This is a genomic window from Desulfuromonas sp. TF, assembly GCF_000472285.1.
In the GTDB taxonomy this organism is placed as follows: domain Bacteria; phylum Desulfobacterota; class Desulfuromonadia; order Desulfuromonadales; family ATBO01; genus ATBO01.
The window spans coordinates 12,951-32,717 of record NZ_KI421422.1 but is presented as its reverse complement, the minus strand read 5'-3'; the positions used below and the strand labels follow the sequence as shown (position 1 = coordinate 32,717).

General features: G+C 58.5%; 17 protein-coding genes and 2 riboswitches. All 17 genes read left to right on the top strand.

The window, feature by feature from the left end; genetic code table 11:
• Positions 1-8 precede the first annotated feature (8 nt).
• Positions 9-1,259: a histidine kinase dimerization/phospho-acceptor domain-containing protein gene (locus DTF_RS25670; RefSeq protein WP_051361357.1), complete on the top strand. Its 1,251-nt coding sequence runs from the start codon at positions 9-11 to the stop codon at positions 1,257-1,259.
• Positions 1,260-1,277: 18 nt separating this feature from the next.
• Positions 1,278-1,487, top strand: a complete 210-nt coding sequence (locus DTF_RS27815) for an ATP-binding protein (RefSeq protein ID WP_081703005.1) — start codon at positions 1,278-1,280, stop codon at positions 1,485-1,487.
• Positions 1,488-1,562: 75 nt separating this feature from the next.
• Positions 1,563-3,599: a PAS domain-containing hybrid sensor histidine kinase/response regulator gene (locus DTF_RS25665; protein WP_051361356.1), complete on the top strand. Its 2,037-nt coding sequence runs from the start codon at positions 1,563-1,565 to the stop codon at positions 3,597-3,599.
• Between the two features lie 221 nt (positions 3,600-3,820).
• Positions 3,821-3,916: riboswitch (cyclic di-GMP riboswitch) on the top strand.
• A 250-nt stretch (positions 3,917-4,166) separates the two neighbouring features.
• Complete coding sequence (locus tag DTF_RS25660) at positions 4,167-7,292, top strand: EAL domain-containing protein (protein ID WP_162148650.1); 3,126 nt, start codon at positions 4,167-4,169, stop codon at positions 7,290-7,292.
• A 423-nt stretch (positions 7,293-7,715) separates the two neighbouring features.
• A riboswitch (cyclic di-GMP riboswitch) is annotated at positions 7,716-7,804 on the top strand.
• 63 nt (positions 7,805-7,867) lie between these two features.
• Positions 7,868-8,377 carry a hypothetical protein gene (locus tag DTF_RS26655; protein WP_027715994.1) on the top strand — a complete coding sequence of 170 codons (510 nt, stop codon included), beginning with the start codon at positions 7,868-7,870 and terminating at the stop codon, positions 8,375-8,377.
• 104 nt (positions 8,378-8,481) lie between these two features.
• A complete protein-coding gene (locus DTF_RS0115100) occupies positions 8,482-8,790 on the top strand; it encodes a putative quinol monooxygenase (RefSeq protein ID WP_027715993.1) in 309 nt (102 codons plus the stop codon).
• 281 nt (positions 8,791-9,071) lie between these two features.
• The gene (locus tag DTF_RS0115095) at positions 9,072-9,284 is read left to right on the top strand and encodes a TraY domain-containing protein (RefSeq protein ID WP_027715992.1); all 213 of its coding nucleotides are present in this window, start codon (positions 9,072-9,074) and stop codon (positions 9,282-9,284) included.
• Positions 9,268-9,534: a type II toxin-antitoxin system RelE/ParE family toxin gene (locus tag DTF_RS0115090; RefSeq protein ID WP_027715991.1), complete on the top strand. Its 267-nt coding sequence runs from the start codon at positions 9,268-9,270 to the stop codon at positions 9,532-9,534. The genes DTF_RS0115095 and DTF_RS0115090 overlap by 17 nt, the downstream gene beginning before the upstream one ends.
• A 165-nt stretch (positions 9,535-9,699) precedes the next feature.
• Positions 9,700-10,164 carry a MaoC family dehydratase gene (locus tag DTF_RS0115085; protein ID WP_027715990.1) on the top strand — a complete coding sequence of 155 codons (465 nt, stop codon included), beginning with the start codon at positions 9,700-9,702 and terminating at the stop codon, positions 10,162-10,164.
• Positions 10,165-10,921: 757 nt separating this feature from the next.
• The gene (locus tag DTF_RS0115080; protein ID WP_027715989.1) at positions 10,922-12,400 is read left to right on the top strand and encodes a sensor histidine kinase; all 1,479 of its coding nucleotides are present in this window, start codon (positions 10,922-10,924) and stop codon (positions 12,398-12,400) included.
• Positions 12,397-13,764 (top strand): sigma-54 dependent transcriptional regulator, encoded by a 1,368-nt coding sequence (locus DTF_RS0115075; protein WP_035057497.1) that lies wholly within the window; start codon positions 12,397-12,399, stop codon positions 13,762-13,764. The genes DTF_RS0115080 and DTF_RS0115075 overlap by 4 nt, the downstream gene beginning before the upstream one ends.
• A gap of 250 nt (positions 13,765-14,014) precedes the next feature.
• Positions 14,015-14,455 carry a response regulator gene (locus DTF_RS23810; protein WP_051361354.1) on the top strand — a complete coding sequence of 147 codons (441 nt, stop codon included), beginning with the start codon at positions 14,015-14,017 and terminating at the stop codon, positions 14,453-14,455.
• Positions 14,452-15,915 (top strand): DegQ family serine endoprotease, encoded by a 1,464-nt coding sequence (locus DTF_RS0115060; RefSeq protein WP_051361353.1) that lies wholly within the window; start codon positions 14,452-14,454, stop codon positions 15,913-15,915. The genes DTF_RS23810 and DTF_RS0115060 overlap by 4 nt, the downstream gene beginning before the upstream one ends.
• 381 nt (positions 15,916-16,296) lie before the next feature.
• Entirely contained in the window at positions 16,297-17,166 is an 870-nt protein-coding gene (locus tag DTF_RS0115050) for a branched-chain amino acid ABC transporter permease (protein WP_027715986.1), read from the top strand.
• Between the two features lie 194 nt (positions 17,167-17,360).
• Positions 17,361-18,329, top strand: a complete 969-nt coding sequence (locus DTF_RS23805; RefSeq protein WP_035057588.1) for a branched-chain amino acid ABC transporter permease — start codon at positions 17,361-17,363, stop codon at positions 18,327-18,329.
• Complete coding sequence (locus DTF_RS0115040) at positions 18,326-19,084, top strand: ABC transporter ATP-binding protein (RefSeq protein WP_027715985.1); 759 nt, start codon at positions 18,326-18,328, stop codon at positions 19,082-19,084. The genes DTF_RS23805 and DTF_RS0115040 overlap by 4 nt, the downstream gene beginning before the upstream one ends.
• Position 19,085: 1 nt before the next feature.
• A partial coding sequence (locus DTF_RS23800) for an ABC transporter ATP-binding protein (protein WP_081703001.1) occupies positions 19,086-19,767 on the top strand: 682 nt, incomplete at its 3' end.

Below are 19,767 nucleotides of genomic sequence, written 5' to 3'. Positions count from 1 at the left end.
CCCTGCTCGTGCAGAAGGAAGGGGACGAAGTCCTCTTTCTGAACGAGCCGCGGCACCGCAAGGGGACGGCGTTCACGCTGCGCCGCCCACTCGCCGAAACCATGCTGCCGGCCACCCATGCCGCCAAGGGGCTCTCCGGGACCATGGAGGGGCTGGACTACCGGGGAGAGCCGGTCTTCTCCGCCTACCGTCCCGTCCCGGGGTCAACGTGGGCGCTGGTGGCCAAGGTCGACCGGCGGGAGGCACTGGGCGATCTTCTTCAGGATTCCGTCCTCCTCGGGGCGCTCGTCGCCTCGCTGCTCGTGACGTCCGGAGCCATCCTTCTGTACATTGAGAAACGGCAGGCCTCCCGTATCTACCGTGAGCGACAGGCAGCGCTGGAGGAAAAGCAACGGCTGCTGGTGCAACTCGACGCCGTGCTGAACAATATCGTCGAGGGGGTCGTGATATCCGACCTCAATGGGAACGTGATGACCATGAACCAGGCGGCGCTGGACATGCACGGTTTCGAAAGACTCGATCAGGTTCGGCGGCACCTGCACCGATTCCAGGAGGATTTCGAACTGTCCGAACTCGATGGACGGGTGGTGTCGATCGAGCAGTGGCCGCTGGCCCGGGTACTCCGAAGTGCAAAGTTTACCGACTGCGAGATGCGCCTCCGGCACAGAAAGACGGGGAAAACATGGATCGCCAGCTTCAACGGCACGCCTGTGAGGGACAGGTCGGGTGAGGCGATTCTCGCCGTCGTCACGCTGCGCGACATCACCGACCGCAGGCGGGCGGAAGAGGAGATCAAGAGGCTGAACGCCGATCTGGAGAGCGCCAACCGGGAACTGGAGGCGTTCAACTACACCATCGCCCACGATCTGCGCAAGCCTTTGACCGTCGTCAGCGGCTACAGCCAGGTGCTCAGGGAGCTGTGCAGCGGAAAGCTCGACGAGCAGTGCATGGGCTACCTCCAGGAGATCTACGACGGCACACTGCGCATGAACCGGCTCATCAACGCCCTGCTCAATTTCTCCAGCCTAGCACGCGCCGAGCTGCATCGGGGGACAGTCGATCTTTCCGCCGTGGCCCAGGCGACGGCTGCGGAGCTGCAACTCGCCGATCCGGGTCGCCGGGTGGAGTTCAGGATCGCCGAGGGGATATTCGTAGACGGGGATGCGAATCTGCTAGGAGTGGTCCTGGACAATCCTCGGCAACGCCTGGAAGTACACCGCCATGCGAGAGGAGGCGGTCATCGAGTTCGGGATGACTGATAGGGACGGCGAGCCGGCCTGTTTCGTCCGCGACAACGGGGCGGGCTTCGCCATGGAAGAGGCGGAGAAGCTCTTCGTTCCCTTCGTGCGCCTCCCCGGCACCCGGGATTCACGGGCTTCGGCATCGGCCTGGCCACGGTGGAGCGGATCATCCATCGCCACGGCGGCAGGGTGTGGGCCGAGGGAGAGCCGGACAAAGGGGCGACATTCTGCTTCACACTGGGCTAAAATGAATAAAGACTTCCGATGCTGCCGATACCTCGGAAGCCCATTGTCAACTTACGAATGACCAATAGGAAACCCATGCCCGCATCTGATATTGAGCAGGAAAAAATACGTCTGGAGCAGGAATTGAGAGTCCAGCGACAGGTCGCCTTTGCTGCCGGACTTTTCCAGGAAGATCTCACGGTGCGCACACTTCTGGAGTCGCTCGCCGAGGGGGTCGTCGTCATCGACAGCTCAGGGACCATTTTGCAGGTCAACAAATCTGCCGAGAAAATGTTCGGCCATTCGAGAGAAGAGTTGATTGGCAAGCCTCATTCCCTGCTTATCCCTGAACGTTTCCGCCAGGTCCATAAGGGGCATCAGGCGCATTACTTCGAAGAGCCCAAGGTCAGGCGGATGGGGGAACTCCTTGACCTAACCGGCCTCCGCAAGGACGGCAGCGAGTTTCCCGTGGAAATCAGCCTGACCTATCTCGACACCGTTAACGGAGTCATCGTTCTGGCCCTCGTCAACGACATTACCCTTCGTGTGGAGTACGAATCGCGCCTTGCCGAAGGCATCATCGACCGCAAGTTTGCGGAAGAACAACGGCGTGAGAGTGAAGAAAAATTTCGTGCAGTCTTTGAGCAAGCAGCAATCGGCATGGGCCGGGTCAGTTTTGCCGACGCACGATGGATCGATGTCAACGATGCCTTTTGCCGCATGCTCGGATATCCCCCCGAAGAGATGCGCGCTACGCCTTGGCCACAGATCACACACCCGGAAGACGTGGACCTCGATCTCATCCCGTTTCGCCGGATGGCCGCCGGTGAACTGAACAGCTACACGGTGGAGAAACGTTTCATTCATAAGCAAGGGCACCATGTCTGGGCGCGCCTGACTCTGTCTCTCGTACGCGATGCCGAGGGCCGGCCCGACTACCAGATCGCTGTCATCGAAAATATCACCGAGCGCAAGAGATCGGAGGAGGAACTCAAGGAAGCCATATCCGCTGCCGAAAAGGCCAGCCGCTCCAAGAGCGAGTTTTTAGCAAACATGAGCCATGAGATTCGCACGCCGATGACGGTCTTCATGGCGGCCATCGAGCATCTTATGCAGATCGACCGAAGTCCCGAGCGCCGGCACCTCTTGGGGATGGCGGAGCAGTCAGCCAAGCGCCTGCGTTCCCTGATCGATGACATCCTCGATTTCTCTCGTATCGAGGCCCAGAAGGTGGATATCGAGGCAGAACCTTTTGATCTTCGGGCATGCGTGGACGAGGCGATCGGCATGTTTGCTCTGGCCGCCCGGGAGAAAAACATCAGCCTCAAATCGGAGGTATCCCCGGCAGTGCCCGATCTCGCAATCGGCGACCCAAATCGTCTTGGGCAGGTTTTGACTAACCTGATCGGCAATGCAGTCAAATTCACCCACGAGGGAAAAATCCGTGTCCGGGTGCAGCCCCGTGGGGAATTCCTTGAGTTTTCTGTGGCCGATACCGGTATCGGCATCCCCAGGGAGAAACGTCATCTGCTCTTCCAGAGTTTCACACAGGTGGACAGTTCCTTAACCCGGAAATTCGGGGGTACCGGTCTGGGCCTTGCGATCTCCAAGGGTTTGGTCCACCTGATGGGAGGAGATATTTCTGTCCGGAGCCGGGAAGGAAAAGGAAGCGTCTTCACCTTCACTATTCCCTTGAAAAGTGCCGAGAAACAACCTGAGACAACGATCGTCGCCCCCTCGAAGGAACCCGGGAAAGAAATATTCGACGCCCGCATTCTGCTGGCCGAAGATGACCCGCTGATCCGGGATGTGATCACCCTGATGCTGGCCCAGCGCGGCTGGCAAGCGGTAACTGCTGAAACCGGATGGGATGCCGTCGAGAAATGGGAGAGCGGGAATTTCGAGCTTGTCCTCATGGATTTGCAGATGCCGGAGATGAACGGTTTGGAGGCGACCCGGACTATCCGCGAAAGGGAGGCTGATCGTAACAAGCGCGCCTGCATTATCGGGCTGACCGCTCATGCCCGGCGCGAAATTATGGAGGACTGTCTGAAGGCGGGAATGGACAGGGTATTAACCAAGCCCGTCCAGATGAGCGATCTGTATTCGGCTATCGGCGATTGCCTTGAATAAATGGCCGAGGCGACCGCACCGTCTCAGGTATCACCGGTGCCAGCACTGTTTCCGGCGATCTCGGCCGCGACTTTTCGGACACAGAAAAAGGGCCATTCTAATCCTCGGATTGGATGGCCCTTTATCGTTATGAGGAAATGTGGGCCATTATAGTATTAAAAACTTTAAAAGGAGAATTTTCCTTTGCTTTGATAATATAAATACTATATTTTTCCTGTACATAGATGAAAAGGCAAACCCGGAGCAATCCGGGGACGCAAAGCCACGGGTCCTCGGCCACCTCCTGATTGGTTGGCACGGATAGCCGGGTTGCCGAAGAAGGTTCCCCCCCCGGAAGCCTATGGCTCGTCTTCGGAAGAACGGCGGGCTTTTTGTTTTTCTCTTGAATCAGCCCCTCCTGCGGCTTTCAAATGCCTGACGCCAGTTCATTGACCTCCCAGTTGTTCCGGGATACTACCAATTACTGGAAGCATTGTCTTTGGTTGTAAACGCCTCGCGCTTGACGATCGACAGGATCGTTCCGAAGATTAAATGCTCAACCAACCGGCACCCCCCAGGGGAGTAAATATGACGCGTGACCCACAACACATCAAGAATAGGTCTACTCCCGTGAAAAACGCCGGGGAGAATATTGATGAATGTGCACCTGAAGTCCCCCGGCGGCATGGCCTGACTCGTGTTGCGCTGATTGGCACCATCGTGCTGATTTTGCTGCTAGCCTGCGGACTCGTGGCCCACGACCATGCCGAGTGGAAGCGTGCGGAACGCAATGCCTTGGCCCATCACGCCGAGCATGTTCGACAATCGACAGAGGCGTACTTCGATCATTACGAATCCCTCCTGCGCGCCATTGCCGAAACCGATTGCATGCGCCTCGACGGTGGGGACGGTTGCAGCGCCTTCCTCGCTCGTCTTGTGGGACAATTTCCTCAGATTGTGAACTTTGCGGCGACCAGCGCCGATGGCCGATTCCTAGCTTCTAGCCGCCCATTCTGGCCGAATGATCCCCCGACTGCATCGGCATTACCGTTCTTTAAAGCCTTGGCCTCCGGAGCGCCCCGCTACGTCATGGACCCTCACTTGGGTCCTATTAGTGGACAAGTTGTAACCGGCTTAGTGGTTCCCCTACAGGATAGCCATGAGCGCTTCAAAGGTTTAGTGGGATTAAGTATTGAGCTTGCCGAACTCGCGCAGGTATGGTCTGCTACGACTCTGCCACACGATTTCAGCATTGCCGTCGTCGATCGCAGCGGAACCGTCATCTTCGCCAATCCGGAGAGCCCTTTAACATCCGGAGCGAGAATTGAGGAATTGTCGAATTTAAAGGTTAATGAAACCAGACTACCGAGAAGTTCCACTCTGCGCCTAGCGGGGAGAGAGTTCGAAGTCTGGACGGAAAGCGTCCCTGTTGCTGAGTGGACCTTGCTGACTTTTGGGCCTTCAACCGACGAACTTGCGGGCTACCTGCGCCATCGCCCGTTGGTCTGGGGAGTGGGAGTGACCATTTTGCTGCTGGCGGCTACGGGGATGCTCCTTTCAATCCGAGAAGGGTATTTTTACCGTCGCCTGCATGCGAGTGAAGAGCTGTTGCGCCAGCATAAGGACAAACTTGAGGTGCTCGTAGCGGCTCGCACTGCTGAACTCGCCGCCAGTGAGGCACGCTACCGGCAGATCGTCGAGACGGCACAAGAAGGCATATGGGTTCTTGATGCTGCAAACATCACCTCTTTTGTGAACCAGAAAATGGCTGAAATGCTCGGTTATGGAACAGAAGAGATGGTAGGGCGACCCGTCTTCGATTTCATGGACGACGCTAGTTGTGCGCTGGCAGAAGATCACATGATGCACCGGCGAGAGGGGATCAGCGAACAAACCGATTTCCGGTTCCGGCGCAAGAACGGCTCCGACCTATGGGTTTTGCTGGCAACCAACCCCCTCATCGACGAGACAAGTTGCTACGTTGGCACCCTGGCGATGGTCATGGACATCACCTACCGAAAACGAGCAGAGGATACGCTGCGAGAAAGTGAGCGGCGCTACAGCGACATGCTCAGCAACGTCGATTTGATTTCCATGACGCTCGATCGGGACGCGCGGGTTACCTTCTGCAATGATTACCTGTTGCGACTGACAGGCTGGCGGCGCGAGGAGATTCTCGGTTCGAACTGGTTTGATCTCTTCATCCCGCCGGAGAACGTCGAGCTGAAAGATATTTTCGCAAAGGTGCTCAATAACATGCCGGACACGAGGCATCATGAGAACGAGATCCTTACCCGTTCCGGTGAGCGGCGGCTTATTCACTGGAATAACTCGGTGCTGTGTTCAGCCTCTGGGGATGTGATCGGAACCGCGAGCATCGGCGAAGACATCACCGAGCAAAAACGTTACGAAGAGCAACTCCAGCATCTGGGCACCCACGATGCGTTAACCGGGCTGGCCAATCGGGCTCTGCTGCAGGATCGCCTGGACCAGTCGCTCCATTATGCACATCGTTCCGGGCGGATCGTGGCGGTGCTGCTGCTCGACCTCGACCGCTTCAAAGTGATCAACGACAGCCTCGGCCATGCCTTCGGCGACCAGTTGCTGTACGCTGTGGCGCAGCGCCTGCAGCAAAAAGTTCGCAATGCCGACACCGTGGCTCGACTGGGCGGGGACGAATTTGTCGTCCTGCTGGCGGAGGTCGCTGAGGCCGAAGACGTGGGTCTGGTGGCGAGAAAAATTCTCGACCACCTGTCCTTGCCCTACCAGATCTGTGATCGGGAGATCACCATCACCGCCAGTCTCGGCGTCAGTCTCTACCCTAAAGACAGCGTCGATGGGCCCACCCTGATCCGCAACGCCGACCTGGCCATGTATCGGGCCAAAAAAAATGACAGCAGCAACTTCGCTTTTTATTCCCCGGAGATGAACCAACGAATTCTTGAAACACTGGAACTCGAAGGCGCCTTGCGCCAGGCTCTTGAACGCGAGGAATTCTGTCTGCACTACCAACCAAAGGTCGACCTGTTCAGCGGCCGCGTCATCGGCTGCGAGGCCCTGGTGCGCTGGCGCCATCCGCTCCGGGGGATGATTTCGCCGGCCGACTTCATTCCTCTGGCAGAAGAGACTGGGTTGATCGTACCGCTCGGAACCTGGGTCCTGGAGGAAGCGTGTAGGCAGACCAGGGCCTGGCAGGACGAGGGTCTGCCAGTGCTGAGCGTCGCCGTCAACCTCTCCGCACGGCAGTTCCGCAAAGGGGACCTGCCGCAGCTCGTTGAGGAGATTCTGCGCAACGCCGGACTGGACCCGCGCCTGCTGGAACTGGAACTGACCGAGAGCATGGTCATGGATGATCCCACCGAAGCGGAGCGGACCATGCACACCCTCAAGGAGCTGGGCGTGAGCCTTAGTCTTGACGACTTCGGTACCGGTTACTCGAGCCTCAACTATCTGCGCCGATTCCCGGTCGACAGTCTCAAGATCGATCGCTCCTTCATCCGGGACGTGGCCACCGATCCAAGTGGCGCCTCCGTCGTCACCAGCGTCATTGCCATTGCGCATAACTTGGGTTTGACTGCTGTCGCCGAAGGGGTTGAGACTTGCGAGCAACTCAACTTTCTCGCCGGTTGCGGATGCGACACCTATCAGGGGTACCTTTTCAGCAAGCCCCTGCCGGCCGAGGAGTTCACCAATCTGCTACATGAGGCGTCGTAGCCTTTGACTAGGTATGGGTGCCTCCGGGAAGTGAGTTCACGCCAAAATATCGATTGAGAGGGTCACAAAATCCAACGGAGAAGAATGGCTAACTGCCAGTTCTGCGTTTGATTTCCGGTAAGAAGCTTTCTGCCACCAATTCCCAGAAGTCACCGGTGCCAGCACAGTTTTTCGGCGGTCTTGGTGCCGGGACTTTTCAGACATGAAGAAAGGGCCATTTTCATCCACAGGATGAGGTGGCCCTTTTTCGCAGGTCAGACTTTTCAGGAAATGCCTACTGGCCGCTATTTTTCAAATATGAAACTCAGGAGTAGAACTTTTCGGAATATTCAGATGTTTTCATCTAGACCTTCACCACTTCTTCCTGAAACTCAAGAGTTGTAAGAAAAAACTGATAATTTTTATGGTATAAGATTTTTAATAACCATGAAAAGCTAAACTGCCTGAAAAGGCAGGACGGAAAGCCGTGGGCCTTTGGCTCGTTTTTCGTCAAAGTCTACCGGGCCGTCAAGGGTTTAGTCCTCTTGGTGTGCCCGTTTTTTTTTGAAAAATATCAATGGGTCCAGGAGGTTGCCATGAAAAAGGTAATTTTAGCTTCAACATTATTAGCACTGATATTGTCTGTATACGCTTGTGGCGGTGGCGGTGGCGGTGATGGAGGAGAGGACGAGGTCATTATCGACACGCTCGAGATGGCCATTGATGACCCGAGTGATTCTGACTCACTGACTTTGCCAAGCCACGCAGAGGTGTTGGTCGTCGGTGGTTACGCTTTGGAGTCCCCTTACGGGAAAATCAAGGGCGAAACAGGTTGTTTTTGCGGATTTGCCTGTCTCGAATACCCTTACAGCCCAGAATGCTACTACACCAGATACAGTGCCAGGGTCGATGTCATTGTGACCAATCAGACGACTGGTGAAACTATCTTTGCGCTCATCTACGCCGACCAGAAAGCTCCGAGCGAAAGCTCCTATCGATGGTCGGTATCTGTCCCTCTAGTGGTCGGTACCAATCAAATTGTGGCGGATGCTGACGACGGCATGGGCTATCGAGGAAGTGATGTTTTAATTGTAAGCAACCCTTGAATAAGCAAGGAGGTGGCCAAGGAGTCGCCCTCCTTCTTTTCATATAAGTCACGATTTTTTGAGTTCTGAATAACTGGTTGAGACCCAATAGAAAGGGGGCGGATATGGCAGAAAGGAAGGTCACAGTTCTTGCACGATTCAAAGCAAAAGAGGGTATGGAAGAGCAATTAAAACAAGCGATTATGGCGTGTGTGGCACCGACCCGGGCAGAGGCTGGATGCATCAACTATGACCTGCACCAGCTTGCCGATGACAAGGGGAAATTGGTCCTCTATGAAAACTGGAGGAGCAAGAAGGACCTTGAGGTTCACCTTGAGATGCCATACCTGAAGGAATTGAAGGCAAAGGCGGGGGAGCTCTGCTCCGAACCCATCGAGATCACCCTGTGGGAAATGGTATCAAAGCCGGTATGATTTTCCTTAGATGTAGTAGCTCAGACTCAATCTTACACCCACTGTAAGATTTGGTTGAGTTCAGCAAAGACCACAATGTCTAATAATCTCATATGTCACTCCCCACAAGACACATTTTGGCAATCCTACAATGGCGAGTTTTTTTGGACACTCGAAAAGGCCGATTTAATCCCTTATCGGAGGATTGCTCCAAGCTGTTGCTCCAGGCTTGACGCGCACCTCCCATGTGTGTTTAAAATGTTAAACACGTTAACAGTAAGGGGTCGCCCCGGAGGAAGAAAATGATCGGATTGCGAGATAAAGAGATCGAGGCAAGATTGGAGAGGCTCGCCCAGAAGACGGGCAGGAGCAAGTCTTTTTACGTGCGACAAGCCCTCCAGGAGTTTCTGGAGGATCGGGAAGACTACCTGCTAGGGCTGGCGCGGCTGGAAGCCGGCGGCCGCCGTCTGAGCCTGGAGGAGGCGGAAAAGGAGTTGAATGGCCTGGACAGTTGAAATCCAGGAGCAAGCTCTGGATGATTTGCGTCGGCTGGACCATGAGCCTCGCCGGCGCATACTGAAATACTTCAGGGAGAGGCTTGAGGGGACCGAAAACCCCAGGCAGTTCGGCAAACCTCTGGTTGGAGACAGGGCTGGCTTTTGGCGGTACCGCATCGGGGATTACAGGGCCATTTGCCACTTGGAAGATCAGGTCCTCACGATCTTGGTAGTTGAAGTAGGTCACCGGAAAAATATCTACGACTGAAGTTATCACAGATGGCCACCTCGGCTTCTCCGGGGTGGCCATTCTTTTTCTGAATGCCTACGGATTCTTTTGGCAGTTTTCCGCATAGAGCCGATAAACCGATGACCTGCTGATGCGGTAATGTTCGGCGAGTGGACGTGATTCGCACTTTAGGGATGCATACTGATGACACAGATTAAATATTATTGGGAAGATTTCACGCCGGGCTGGCAGCACGAGTCGCAGCCGAGAGTGATCACATCGGACGAGATCATCACGTTCGCGCGCGAATACGATCCACAGGCTTACCATACCGACGAAGAGGCAGCGAAATCCTCACCTTTTGGCGGTCTTATCGCCAGCGGCTGGCAGACTTGCAGCGTGGCGATGCGGCTCATGTGTGACGGCTACCTACTCCAAACCTCGTGCATCGGATCGCCAGGGCTCGATGAGTTGCGTTGGTTCAAGCCGGTCAGACCCGGCGATGCGCTTCGGCTGCATTCGATAGTGCTCGACCAGACTCCATCGCAGAAGGATCAGACCCGCGGCACAGTTAAATTCCGCTGGGACGTGCTCAACCAGAAGAATGAAGTCGTATGCTCCATGACGGGCCGGCAGCATTACCGTCGACGCACGCCGGCAAGGATATGATCTTGTGGGACCCCTTTTCGCAGGTCAGGGGATGAAAGAATGGATACTCCCAAGGCCTTATGGGTCAATCAACAAAGCAGGATGATTTACGGATCGCCGACATTCTGAACCGCTCTGGCCTCTTTGGCAGAGCGTCGTACTGAAAGCTCGGCCATCTGGATCATTCCGGTGCTTTTATTGCGCAGTTCAGAAGAAGGGGTAAACTCCAAAGGAGCACAAAGAACCACAGCTTGGGCAAGTCCTTGCCAAAGATGATGCAGTTAACACGGGGGCTGAAAATGAGCTATTCTGCATCACTTTTCGCAACTGCCATTGAAGCAATATCAAAAAATAAAAAAACTGGAAATGGCACTCTCATTACCGCTGCGGGGTCGGTGATTCGATACCCTATTTTTGACCATCAAGGCCCTGAATGCTTTGGAATACATGCGCCTCCTGACTGCCCCCAATCGAGTTGAGTTCAGTTAGAGGCGACAACTATGCTGACACAGGGGGCTACCACATGTTTTAAGGATTTATCGGACATCCAAGTGTCGATTTCCCTCTCCACGTACAGGGACCTCGCCTCTAGCTGCGCACCTTATTGGATGGCACCGATGCCGAGTCGGCGGCTCGCCCATTTAAGATGGCCGGGATCCATCCCGGCTCACCTCTTCCTCCTTCGCCTATCCTTACCTTGACAACCCCCTCCCCAAAGTAGCAGGATAGAGACCTTCAATGACCGTCGGATTGCCTGTCCTCCCAAAGAAAACGATCGATGCGGCTGACCCTCAAAATAACGATAGCCATTCTGCTCGGGGTGGCGCTCCTGTTCTCTCTAAACAGCTATCTTTCCATCCAACGCGAAAGAGCCCAGTTGAAGGAAAGACTGAGCCGCGAAGCGCGTCACCTGGGAGAGAGCCTCAGGGTCATGCTGACGGAAATATGGCGGATTGGGGGAGAGCAGGCGGCCATCGGTTTTCTGGAAAACTCCAACCTGGTCAGCGGCCCCCTCAAGGTTCGCTGGGTCTGGCTCGAGGGGCAAGCCGCACCCCGCTATCTCCCCCGCTTTTCCAGGGATGAACTCTCCCCGCTGCAAAAGGGAGAGACTTTCTCGCTACTGGCCGAGTCGAAGGAAGGTCATGACTTTTTGGTGACCTACCTTCCCGTCATGACCGCCGGGGGGAGGCCCGGCGCCATCGAGGTCAGTGAATCACTCGACGAACTGCACGGCTATGTCCGGGAGAGCCTGCGTCGCTCGGCGCTGCTGATGGTGGCCACCATCGGCTCAGGTCTGTTGCTGATGACGGTCCTCGGAAGCTTCTGGATAAACCGTCCTGTCCGGAAGCTGACCGAACAGGCGGAACGGATCGGCGCCGGCGACTTTTCCACCGCCGTTACCGTATCGGGACGGGATGAGCTGGCCATCCTGGCCGGCACTATCGATCGCATGCGCAGCCAGTTGGCCGAAGCTCGGGAAGCGGAGCAGGCGGCCAATCATGCCAAGATCCAGGCGCTGGAAAAGCTGCGCCATACCGAGCGCCTAGCCACGGTCGGGCGTCTTTCGGCCGGCATGGCACACGAACTCGGAACCCCTCTCAACGTCATTTCCGGCCGGGCCAAACTGATTGCCGGGCAGGACCTCTCACCGGAAGAGACGGCGCGTTCAGCCCGGATTATCGGCGAACAAGCCGAGCGGATGACTGCCATCATGCGCCAGCTTCTCGACTTCGCCCGCCGCGGCCAGGCGCGCAAGCAGCCGGTTGAGCTGAGCGGACTGATCAAGGGGACGCTCGACCTCCTTGCACCGACTGCCCGCAATCAGGGGATCGATCTGCACTGGGAGGCCGAAGAGGGGTCTCTGACCGTCAACGCCGATCCCGGTCAGCTCCAGCAGGTGCTGCTCAACCTGGCCATGAATGGCATCCAGTCCATGCCCGAGGGAGGGCGATTGTCCCTGCAATTGAAAAAGGATTGCGCCTCCTCTCCGCCGGAGGGGAGGGCGGCGGAGAACGGCTCCTGGTGCTGTATCCGGGTCGAAGACCAGGGAGTGGGGATTGCTCCGGAGAACCTGTCCCATATCTTCGATCCCTTTTACACCACCAAGGATGTCGGCCGGGGAACCGGCCTCGGTCTCTCCATCGCTTACGGGATCGCCGAGGAGCATGGCGGATGGATCGAGGTCGCCAGCACCCCCAGTGAGGGGAGTTGCTTCAGTGTCTTTCTGCCCCAAGCGACCCGTGGAGAAAAAGGATGAACGATATCCGACCGACGGGCCGCATCCTGATCGTCGATGACGATCAGGCCCTGTGCGAACTGCTCGAGGAGACCCTGGCCCGGCGCGGTCATCGGGTCCGGAGCGCCCGCAGCGCCCGGGCTGCAGGGGAAATTCTCCACCGGGAAGAGATCGACGTGGTTCTGACCGATCTCAACATGCCGGGACCGAGCGGCATCGACTTATGCGCCGAGCTGCGCGCCAATCGCCCGGACCTGCCGGTGGTGATCATGACCGCTTTCGGTTCCCTGGAAACCGCCATCGCGGCCCTGCGGGCCGGCGCCTACGACTTCGTCACCAAACCGGTCGATTTCGACCTGCTCGGCTTCTCCCTGGAGCGGGCCCTGCAACATCGGCAGCTGCAGGAAAAAATCCGGCTTCTCAAGGATCAGGTTCGGCTCAGCCGGCCCCAGGGCGAATTGACCGGCGACAGCCCGGTGCTGCAAAAGGTCAGGGAACAGATCAGCCGCATTGCCGATCTGGACACCTCCATTCTGATCAGCGGTGAAAGCGGCACCGGAAAGGAGCTGGTCGCCCGGGCCCTGCACCGCCAGAGCCGGCGCCGAAAGGGCCCCTTCGTCGCCATCAACTGCGCCGCACTGCCGGAGAGCCTGCTGGAGAGCGAACTGTTCGGCCATGTGCGCGGCGCCTTCACCGATGCCCGGGAAAACCGCCGCGGCCTCTTTGCCGAGGCCTCGGGCGGCACCCTTTTCCTCGACGAGATCGGCGAACTCACATTGTCCCTGCAGCCGAAACTGTTGCGAGTGCTGGAGGAGCGCAAGGTCCGACCTCTGGGGGGAGGGCAGGAAATCGACTGCGACGTCCGGATCGTGGCCGCCAGCCATCGCGACCTGGCCGAAGCCGTCAAGGAGGGAAGCTTCCGGAGCGATCTCTACTACCGCCTCAATGTCATCCAGATCGAGCTGCCGCCGCTGCGCGCCCGGGGCAACGACATTCTGCTGCTGGCCCAGGGCTTTATCACCGAGCTCGCCGGCCGGTTCGGCAAATCGGTCAGCGGCCTGGCTGAGCCGGCCGCAGCCCGTCTGCTCGCCTATCGCTGGCCGGGAAACGTACGCGAACTGCGCAACGTCATTGAGAGGGCCCTGGCCCTCACCCTCCACGACCGCATCACCGTCGAAGACCTGCCCGAACATTTGCAGGAATCAAGCGGGGAGATCCCCTACCCGAGCGGGACCGTCGATGCGCTCTCGCTCCTCCCGCTGGCCGAGATGGAGCGCCGCTACATCGACAAAGTCCTCGACCAGGTCGGGGGCAACCGGACCCTGGCGGCGCGCATTCTGGGGGTGGATCGCAAGACCCTCTACCGCAAGTTGAAAGAGGACTAAAGACTTTTCCCCTTTTCCCCGCTCAATCCTTCTCCGCCCCGTCGAAAGCTCGAATCCCTTCCGCTCCTTCACGCCTCTGTCTCAAGGTGACGGCCTTCGTGAACTCCCGCCTCTCGTCCGGGGCATTTTGACCCCTCGGGGGCATGATGCCCCAACCACCATTCATCTCAACTCACCGTTTTTGAAGAGGATTTTGTCTTGGCACAAGGGTTGCCTTACTTGTCAGGAACCCTTTATCGGAGGCGCCCGGATGAGAGAGAAAGACCTTGAAAATCCCAACCCAAGGATTCTGCTCGCCGAAGACGATCATGACCTGCGGGAACTGCTCGCCTTCTCCCTGTTTCGTGCAGGATACAGTGTCACCAGTTGCGGCAACGGACTGGAATTGCTGGAACGCCTGGAGCCCCATCCGGAAGCGGGAGGCGAACGGTTCGATCTTGTATTGACCGACCTGCGCATGCCGGCCCTGACCGGCCTGGAAGTTCTCGAAGCCCTGCACGACCTGCCCCGGCGTCCCCCCTTTGTCTGCATGACCGCCTTCGGCGATGCCTCTACCCATGCGGCGGCCAGGAAGCTGGGAGCCGCTTTGACGATCGACAAGCCTTTCGACCTCGACCAACTCATCGCTCTTGTCAGCGTTTTGTGCCCATTGGGCAGAAGGAAAGTTAACAAACCAAGGAGAATGTCATGAGAAAAAGATCTCAACGGTTCACGGCAGCCGGGTTCGCTCTGCTGATCGCCATCGGTCTCGGTTTCCTCTTTTCGGCGACGCCGGCAATCGCTCGGGAAGAGGGGCTGGAGAGTCTGCGCCAGAGCGGCCAGGCATTCCGCGGCGTGGCAAAGAAGGTCTCCCCGGCGGTGGTCTTCATCCAGGTGGAACAGGAGGTTGCCGCTCAGGATCCGGCCCAGTACTTCTCCCCTTCCGGCAGCCCTTTTGGCGATGAATTCTTCCGTCATTTCTTCGGCGAGCCGCCCCGGTCTCAGCGGCCGCGCCAGGCGCCGTCAAAGCGCCGTTCAGTCGGCCAAGGGTCGGGATTCATCATTTCTCCCGACGGCTATATCCTGACCAACAACCATGTGGTCGATAAAGCCGACAAGGTGCGGGTCAAGACGCAGGACGGTCGCGAATACACCGCCAAAGTCGTCGGCGCCGACCCTCCCAGCGACCTGGCGGTGATCAAGATCGATAAAAGCGATCTTCCTTTCCTGGATCTCGGCGACTCCGACCGGCTCGAGGTTGGAGATTGGGTACTGGCCGTCGGCAACCCCTTCGGACTCTCCCATACCCTCACCGCCGGCATCGTCAGCGCCAAGGGGCGAAACGGCATCGGCCTGAACGACTACGAAAACTTCATTCAGACCGATGCCGCCATCAACCCCGGCAATTCGGGCGGCCCGCTGGTCGACCTGGATGGCGAGGTGGTCGGAATCAATACCGCCATTTTCAGCCGTAGCGGCGGTTACATAGGGATCGGCTTCGCCATTCCGGTCAACATGGCCAGGCAGATCCGGGACCAGCTGATAGAGCACGGAGAGGTGACCCGCGGCCGACTCGGAGCCTATATCCAGGATCTGACCACGGATCTGGCCGAATCCTTCGGCCTGAAGGACACGCAGGGGATTCTGGTGTCCGAGGTGATGGAAGGCTCGTCGGCCGAAAAGGCGGAACTCCAGCGCGGGGACGTCATCCGCAGGGTCGACGGCGAAAAAGTCAGTGGCGCCGCCGAGCTCCGCAACCGGATCGCCCTCACCCCTCCCGGCACCGAGGTTGTCTTGACGGTCCTGCGCGATGGCAAGGAGAAGCATCTGACAGCCGTCGTCGGAAAGCTCGAAGGCGAGAGCGGGCCCGCGACCAAACCCGGCAAGCTGCCCGAGATCGGTCTAGGCCTGCAGGCGCTGACCCCCGAGCTGGCAGAGCGGCTCGGCTACCAGGGGGAGAAAGGGGTTCTGATCGCCGCCGTCGCGCCGAATTCCCCGGCTGCCGATGCCGGCATTGAACGGGGAGATCTGATTCAGGAAATTGATCGCCAGGAGGTGTCTGATCCCGACGAGGCGCACCGGATACTCATGGCGGCCAAAGGGAAAACCTACCTGCTGCTGATCAGACACGGCGAGTCGACCCGCTACTTGACATTGAAGAGTGAAGGCTGAGATCCTCGGCCGCATGAGCTGCCAAAGCCCCCGCTCATACAGCGGGGGCTTTGGCTTTCTGAACGCAATGAGCGAAAATTCCGCAAATCAGGGATAAAAGAAATTGACAAACATAACAATGTTATACAAAATTGAATTCAAGGTTGAATTCAAAAGAGAATTCATTATGGAATGCGACAGTCTAATCAATATGGCAACCGTTGGTGCTTGCCGGCATGTGCCGGAACCTTTTAAAAAGGCACCTCGGGCTGAAAATGTCATTTTCGAGAATTCGGCATTTGTCCTGTTGACATGAAAGCTGACCCGTGATTTCATAAAACACTGTTTCGTCTGAGCGTCGCTAAAGGCGCCCCCCCGCTTGCCCCTGGAGTAAGGTTGCCTATGCTGAATTTTATCGGAATCCTCTTCGACGGCCTGGCCCTCGGGATGCTGCTGTTCATCATCTCCGTCGGACTCTCCATTACCTTGGGCCTGATGGGATTCAACAACCTGGCCCACGGCGTCTTCGCCATGGCGGGGGGCTACCTGCTGGTGGACCTGATGGGGCAGGCCGGCATCGGGTTCATCGAGGCCCTGCCGATCGTTTTCATCGCGGGGGCCGCCGCCAGCCTGCCCCTGGAGCGCCTGCTCTATCGCCCCCTCTATAAAAGCACTCCGCTCGACCAGGTGCTGCTTACGGTCGGGATCATTTTCATTGCCACCGCCGGAGCCCATTTCCAGTGGGGTCCGAATCCGCAGCCGGTGGATATTCCGGCAGCGCTTGCCGGACAGATCTCCCTGGGCGGCCTCGACATGTCGCGCTACAGCCTGTTTCTGATGGGAGTCGGGATTTCAATCACCCTCGCCCTGCTGTTCGGCCTGGTGCGCACCCGCTTCGGAGCTAAAATCCGGGCCTCCGTCGACAACCAGAGGACGGCCGCGGCGATGGGGATCCGGGTGGACCGTGTTTTCCAGATCACCTTCGCCGTCGGCAGCGGCCTGGCCGCCCTGGGCGGGGCCGTCGGCATCAAGGTCATCGGCCTGGACCCGCAGTTCGGGTTCAAGTATCTCGTCTACTTTCTGCTGGTCGTGGTCGTCGGAGGGCCCGGTTCGGTGCTCGGGACCCTGCTGGCCTCGCTGCTGCTCGGCGTCGTGGACATTACCGGAAAATACTATGTTCCGCAGATCGGCGCCTTCGTCATCTATGCGACGATGATCCTGCTGCTGCTGCTCTTTCCTCAAGGGCTGCTGGGACGGAGGAAGACCAAATGAATGATGGCGTCGCAAAAAGTCCGCCCTGCGGCGTTACGGCGTTTTTTTCAGGACCTCGATACCTGATGTATGCCTTCGCCCCAGAAAAACCACACGAACTTTTTGCTTAGCCATCCTCTGAGTCATTGCGAAGGCATCAAATGAATACGTCCCCGAGGGATACATCGAACCGCGAAACGGGCTATCTCAAGTCCATGCAGGACCGCGACCGTTGGAAGCCGGCGGAGATCCTGTTCTGGATCGCACTGCTGTGCCTGTTTTTCGTTTTTCCGACCAAGCTGGTGTTCGCCTCCCAGATCCTGATCACCGGCTTGTTCGCCCTGTCCCTCGATCTGATCCTGGGCTTCGGCGGCATCGTGACGCTGGGGCATGCCGCCTTCTTCGGCCTGGGCGCCTATACGGCAGGCCTGCTGGCCACCCACGGCTGGCAGGAGCCGCTGAGCGGGTTGCTGGCGGCCGGCCTGGTCGCCGGGGCGGCCGGTTATCTCAGCAGCTTTCTGCTGCTGCGGGGCGGCGACCTGACGCGACTGATGATCACCCTGGGGATCGGCCTGCTGCTCTACGAGATCGCCAACAGCGCCTCCGACTTCACCGGCGGCGTCGACGGCCTGCAGGGGGTTGAAATCGACAAGCTGTTCGGCGCCTTCTCCTTCGATCTCTACGGCAGGACGTCTTACCTCTACGTGCTCGGCGTGAGCTTTGTCCTCTTTGCCGTGACCCGCAGCATGATGCATTCCCCTTACGGGCTCGCCCTGCGCAGCTTCCGCGACAACTCGACCCGGGCCCTCGCCATCGGCATCCCCGTCAAGGCCATCCTGACCAATATCTACACCTATTCGGCGGTGCTCGCCGGTTTCGCAGGGGCACTGCTGACCCAGTCGACCCAGTTCGTCAGCCTCGATGTCCTGAGCTTCGAGCGTTCGGCGGAACTGCTGATCATGCTGATCATCGGCGGCACCGCGACGATGTACGGCGGTTTTGTCGGGGCCGCCGTGTTCATGCTGGTCCAGGACCGGCTCTCCAACATCAATCCGCAATACTGGAACTTCTGGCTCGGCCTGCTGCTGGTCGTGATGACGCTCTATCTGCGGGGCGGCATTCTCGGCGGCCTGGGCAGATTGGCGCAGCTGCCTGGACGGCGCCGCAAGAAGGATAACGCATGAGTGCTGTTCTAGAAACGCGGGGCCTGTGGAAGTCTTTCGGCGGTCTGATGGTCACCAAGGGGGTGAACCTCTCCATCGCCCCGGGCGCCCGTCATGCGCTGATCGGACCGAACGGCGCCGGCAAAACCACCCTGATCAATCAGATCACCGGAGTCCTGCGCCCCTCCGAAGGCTCCATCTGGCTCGGCGGGGCCAACATCACGCACCTGCCCCCCGACGAGCGCGTCCGGCGCGGCCTGTCGCGGACGTTCCAGATCAACACCCTCTTTCCCCATCTGACGCCCCTGGAGTCCGTCACCAACGCGATCTGTGTCCGCAAGCATCGGCAGATGAGCCTCCTGAAGCGGCGCTTTACCAGGCTGTCGCGGCGGATCTCCGAAATAGACGAAGCGTACGCCCTGCTGGAACAGCTGAACCTGGCCCGGGATTGTTTTGTCGTTACCCACAAGCTGGCCTACGGCAAACAGCGCCTGCTTGAAATGGCGCTGGCGCTGGTGGCTCGGCCGAAGATGCTTCTGCTGGACGAACCGGCGGCCGGAGTCCCGGAAGGGGAAAGCGACGAGCTGTTCGCCGTGCTGGCGCAGCTGCCGAAAGACATCAGCATTCTGCTGATCGAACATGACATGAACCTGGTCTTCAATTTTGCCGACCGGATCACGGTGCTGGTCAACGGGGAGGAGCTGGTGACCGGGCTGCCTTCCGAAATCGCCGTCGATCCGCGCGTGCGCGAGGTTTACCTGGGAAAAGGGCACTGAGATGCTGAGGGTTGAAGGAGTATCGGCCGGCTACGGCGAGGCGACTGTCCTGGATGACTGCTCCCTGTCCATGCAGGAAGGTGAAAGCCTTGCCCTGCTGGGAAGAAACGGGGTCGGCAAAAGCACCCTGCTGCTGACGATCATGGGGCATACCCGGCTCCACCGGGGAGCCGTCCTCTGGCGCGGGCAGGACCTGAAGAGAGTGCCCGCCCACGGCCGCGCCAGGGCCGGGCTCGGATGGGTCCCCCAGGAGCGGGAAGTCTTCCCCTCGCTGACGGTCGAGGAGAACCTGACGGTCCCCTCGCTTCCCGGCAAGTGGGACCTGGCCCGGATCTACGCGCTGTTTCCGCGCCTGCAGGCCCGCCGCAAATACTTCGGCAATCAACTCTCCGGAGGCGAGCAGCAGATGCTGTCGATCGGACGGGCGCTGATGCTCAACCCGCAGCTGCTCCTGCTCGATGAGCCGCTGGAGGGGCTGGCGCCGGTCATTGTCGAAGAGCTCTGTGCGGCCATCGACGACATGGTGCGGAATCAAGGACAATCCCTGATCCTGGTCGAGCAGCGCGTGGAGCAGGCCCTCAGCCTGACGCATCGAACCGTCGTCCTGGACCGCGGCCACGTGGTCCATACGGGAGAGAGCCCGGAGCTGCTCAAAGACCTCTCCGTGCTGGAGGGGTGGGTCG

What these genes read in the sequence shown, in the direction of transcription:
- DTF_RS25665 (WP_051361356.1), top strand. Translation starts at nt 1,563, where the DNA reads ATGCCCGCATCTGATATTGAGCAGGAAAAAATACGTCTGGAGCAGGAA.
- DTF_RS25660 (WP_162148650.1), top strand. Translation starts at nt 4,167, where the DNA reads ATGACGCGTGACCCACAACACATCAAGAATAGGTCTACTCCCGTGAAA.
- DTF_RS26655 (WP_027715994.1), top strand. Translation starts at nt 7,868, where the DNA reads ATGAAAAAGGTAATTTTAGCTTCAACATTATTAGCACTGATATTGTCT.
- DTF_RS0115100 (WP_027715993.1), top strand. Translation starts at nt 8,482, where the DNA reads ATGGCAGAAAGGAAGGTCACAGTTCTTGCACGATTCAAAGCAAAAGAG.
- DTF_RS0115095 (WP_027715992.1), top strand. Translation starts at nt 9,072, where the DNA reads ATGATCGGATTGCGAGATAAAGAGATCGAGGCAAGATTGGAGAGGCTC.
- DTF_RS0115090 (WP_027715991.1), top strand. Translation starts at nt 9,268, where the DNA reads ATGGCCTGGACAGTTGAAATCCAGGAGCAAGCTCTGGATGATTTGCGT.
- DTF_RS0115085 (WP_027715990.1), top strand. Translation starts at nt 9,700, where the DNA reads ATGACACAGATTAAATATTATTGGGAAGATTTCACGCCGGGCTGGCAG.
- DTF_RS0115080 (WP_027715989.1), top strand. Translation starts at nt 10,922, where the DNA reads ATGCGGCTGACCCTCAAAATAACGATAGCCATTCTGCTCGGGGTGGCG.
- DTF_RS0115075 (WP_035057497.1), top strand. Translation starts at nt 12,397, where the DNA reads ATGAACGATATCCGACCGACGGGCCGCATCCTGATCGTCGATGACGAT.
- DTF_RS23810 (WP_051361354.1), top strand. Translation starts at nt 14,015, where the DNA reads ATGAGAGAGAAAGACCTTGAAAATCCCAACCCAAGGATTCTGCTCGCC.
- DTF_RS0115060 (WP_051361353.1), top strand. Translation starts at nt 14,452, where the DNA reads ATGAGAAAAAGATCTCAACGGTTCACGGCAGCCGGGTTCGCTCTGCTG.
- DTF_RS0115050 (WP_027715986.1), top strand. Translation starts at nt 16,297, where the DNA reads ATGCTGAATTTTATCGGAATCCTCTTCGACGGCCTGGCCCTCGGGATG.
- DTF_RS23805 (WP_035057588.1), top strand. Translation starts at nt 17,361, where the DNA reads ATGCAGGACCGCGACCGTTGGAAGCCGGCGGAGATCCTGTTCTGGATC.
- DTF_RS0115040 (WP_027715985.1), top strand. Translation starts at nt 18,326, where the DNA reads ATGAGTGCTGTTCTAGAAACGCGGGGCCTGTGGAAGTCTTTCGGCGGT.